Annotated in this window: 3 protein-coding genes and 1 rRNA gene; 2 read left to right on the top strand and 2 right to left on the bottom strand. The window is 57.5% G+C overall.

All coding sequences use genetic code 11. From position 1 onward, the window contains the following. The first annotated feature begins 381 nt into the window (after nucleotides 1-381). Complete coding sequence (locus ACFMO7_RS08485) at nucleotides 382-588, top strand: hypothetical protein (protein WP_376795057.1); 207 nt, start codon at nucleotides 382-384, stop codon at nucleotides 586-588. Nucleotides 589-641: 53 nt separating this feature from the next. Here ACFMO7_RS08485 and ACFMO7_RS08480 read toward each other — a convergent pair whose 3' ends face one another. Both ACFMO7_RS08480 and ACFMO7_RS08475 read right to left on the bottom strand, forming a co-directional pair. Beyond that, on the bottom strand, nucleotides 642-941 hold the full coding sequence (locus ACFMO7_RS08480; RefSeq protein ID WP_376795056.1) for a hypothetical protein: 300 nt from the start codon (nucleotides 939-941) through the stop codon (nucleotides 642-644). Nucleotides 942-1,202: 261 nt separating this feature from the next. Continuing rightward, the gene (locus ACFMO7_RS08475; protein ID WP_376795055.1) at nucleotides 1,203-2,201 is read right to left on the bottom strand and encodes a hypothetical protein; all 999 of its coding nucleotides are present in this window, start codon (nucleotides 2,199-2,201) and stop codon (nucleotides 1,203-1,205) included. Nucleotides 2,202-2,959: 758 nt separating this feature from the next. On the opposite strand from ACFMO7_RS08475, the gene ACFMO7_RS08470 reads away from it, so the two are divergent. Beyond that, a 23S ribosomal RNA gene (locus ACFMO7_RS08470) occupies nucleotides 2,960-3,100 on the top strand; the annotation flags it as partial.

Raw genomic sequence — 3,100 nt, 5'->3', positions numbered from 1 at the left:
CTTCTCCTCTCATGGGGAGAAACCGCGCAGACCAGGATTGCTGATTGTTCAGGTGCTCGGATTGCCTGCTATGCAATCCTACAACTATGAGCATATCATACTTTATTGGCGAAGTCGAGTGGTCTGCGCTTTACTTTTCAGAACTACTTATGATATAGTCTCTTATTAAGATAGCTACCGGGCTGCTTATCAGAGGGTGAAGAGCAAATACTAAGACATCATCGGCATACGATCACCTCGATCTGATCGACCGGCGTTGGTCAGGGATACGCTTGTTTTCCGTATCCTGTTTCCATCCAGTATCCTGAAGCGGATCGCGACCTCCGCAACTCAGGCAGCCTGATCAATCCGGTACCGCTGGGCGGCAGCCAGCGCTATCTCATGCGCGTTGGGCCAGGCCGGGTAGCTATTGATGAGTGCAACCTGGGCCGGGCTGAGATCCGTGAGCCATCTGAGCTGGCCTGGGTGGCTCGCCTGCCGGTTGAGGTGGACGTTGGCCTCCCATTTCCAGTTCGGGGTGGCGGCGGAGGCGGCCTGGCTCGCCGCTGCGGTCAGGCGGTCAGTCAGCCAGCCGGAGTGCACCATTGATACACAAGAACCGGGGATATCCCCCGGTTCCTCCGGCCAACGCTATTCAGCTGCTAGCGAGAAATACCAACCAACTCGCGGTCGTGCTCTGTTAAGAAGCGGCGCAACAGCCCCTCCACCTCTGCTGTTTGTGGCAGCTCCCGCCCGTTCTCTTGCTCTTCTACGCGCGTCAGCAGCTCGTAGAGGTCAGGGATATCGTAGCGCAGCTGGACCTGGAGCTGGCCGTTACTATTATAGCCCTCGACGAAGAGACCATCCTCCTCCTCGCGGAGAGCGATGCTTTTCACCCCGATCTGGTCCAGCACCTGGCCTACGGCGTAGAGGATACGCGCGTAGCTGAAAGTGGTCGGCATTGATCCCTCCCTAAGATAGTGGCAATATGGGAAACCTGTAGCGCACAGATTGACGGCGCTGTCACTGTATACATCAAGACAGGTCAGAAAGTTTCTCCACTGCTCTTGGTTAGTCTATCATATCGTTGCAACGGACGTCAAGGTAGTGAGCGGAGAGGCGCCCGGCTCCCTGGCTGCCTGGCGGTGAGCAAAGGGAGGGAACGGGAGCCGGGCCGATTGCCCTCTGGCCAGGAGCGGCCAGGGGGAGCTGGCATCTGGAGGCTAGCGTCGGCCAAGCGAGCCATTGGCAACTTCGCGCGTGGCCCACACGCCGGTGTCGCTGACTCCATTGACATGGTGGTTGGTCTGTCCAGCACCATTCCCGTTAGCATTGAGGATCTCCAGGGCCTTCAAGCGCCAGAAGCGAGCGCTGGCGGGGCGTTTCAGGGCGAGGTACTGGGCCAGAGCTTCATCGGTGATAGAGGGGTTAGATTTCAAGACTTCGATCGTCATCTGGAGCTTATCGGGGTTGCCCTCACCGGACGTGGCCAGCATGGCTGGATTGGTATTCTGCTCGCCATTGGAACCTTCGTTGCCCACGGCCACAATCTGACCAGTGATCGGGCGCGAGAGATCCTGGTTGCCCTCGCGCGCCGTCCCATTGCCTGCGGCGTTGGCAACGGGGGCCACCTCGGTCGTGCGCTCCTGATTGATAATCGGCAGGAGGCTGGAGGGGTTCAGCCGCGAGCCGGCCGTCAGAGCGCGGCGCAGGGTCGACATGGGGAGTTGAACCTGTTTGGCAAGCTCGGAGAGCGCCGTCAGCTGCTGTTGCCGTGCCTTCTTCTCCTCTGCCTCAGCCTCGCTGATGGTCTCTGCCATCATCGTATAGACAATGCCCAGCAGCGGAAAGGCACTGGCCATGAAGGGGAAAATGTTGGTCAGCCAGGGCGCCGCGTGCTCCGCCGCACTCAGCATCTGCGGGCTGTGAAACTGCTTGGCATAGGCCCAGTTCACCGCCCAAGAGAAACCAGTACAGATAATAATGAGTAACCAGTGCTGCCAGACCGCCTTGGGGGTCCGATAACGTCGATAGCGCTGAAAGGCCGTCCAGGACAGCAGATAAATCGTGACGTCAATGCTGATCGCTATGGCATAGCTTACACCCCACCACCAGATCCCCTCTGGACCCGATGATGGCTCAAACGATGCAAAAAAGTAAGCAACATGTGGAATAGAGGCCGCCAGGAATACGGCGAATGCTATCCAGAAAAAATATTTCATCAAAGAGACTCCCCTTCCGCAAAGGTATGGTGACCCCTCGTACTATCACGTAGCAAAGCGTACGTCAGCACAAAGAAATCCGTCAATCCTCTCTGGGAGATTCTGGCTAATCTTCCGCTCTTCCCCGAATCTCAATAGCTGAGGTCTTGACAAAATCCTTCCCCCTGTGCAATAGTATGCAGGCACCACGCCACAGAACGCACCGGCTTTGCTGCGGCCTCGATTCGTTCGAGTCGGGGATGCTGAAAAGGGATGAATGAGCACGTCGCCCTCTCTCGGGCGAATGCCCCAACTCCCTCCCGCTTCCGGTGACCCTGTCAGACAACCTGATCTCGGTGCCCTTCTTCAATTCGAAGGTCCTGAAACGGCAATTTGAGGGTCCTGAGGGCTTGACAAGAGGCGCCTGGTGTGGAATACTTAAAGACGCCGTAAACAACACGGCTCAGCCACACCGCCTCGATGTCCCCTCGCTGAGGATGCTGAAAAGTGGAGGGTACTGGGAGCTTGACAAGAGGCGCCTGGTGTGGAATACTTAAAGACGCCGCAAACAACGCGGCTCAGCCAGACGATACCGATATCCCCTCGGTGAGACTACCGAAAAGGGATCGGCAGGGTAGTGTACCTTGACAACTGAATCGCGTTAGTGATACTTGCTTCAATTTTGCTGAGAGCCTGAAAGCAGACAGCATGTCTGCAGGCCGAGTGCAACGCGATAGAGGTAAGCGAAGAACGTTGTGCTTCGGTGTCAATAGGATGGCGCACAAGCGAGAAGCGTGCGCGGGGGATGCCTGGGCGCTGAAGGCCGAGGAAGGACGCGGCGAGCGGCGAAACGTTCAGGGGGAGCTGCTGGCAAGCGATGATCCCTGAGTCTCCGAATGGGGCAACCCCTCCGGCGTGAT

This window comes from Thermogemmatispora sp., assembly GCF_042408735.1.
Taxonomy (GTDB): domain Bacteria; phylum Chloroflexota; class Ktedonobacteria; order Ktedonobacterales; family Ktedonobacteraceae; genus Thermogemmatispora.
This window is presented reverse-complemented; position numbering and strand designations above follow the sequence as displayed.

Excerpts from the sequence above, each read along its gene's own strand:
- ACFMO7_RS08475 (WP_376795055.1), bottom strand. The coding sequence starts at position 2,201 with ATGAAATATTTTTTCTGGATAGCATTCGCCGTATTCCTGGCGGCCTCT.
- ACFMO7_RS08485 (WP_376795057.1), top strand. The coding sequence starts at position 382 with ATGCGCGTTGGGCCAGGCCGGGTAGCTATTGATGAGTGCAACCTGGGC.
- ACFMO7_RS08480 (WP_376795056.1), bottom strand. The coding sequence starts at position 941 with ATGCCGACCACTTTCAGCTACGCGCGTATCCTCTACGCCGTAGGCCAG.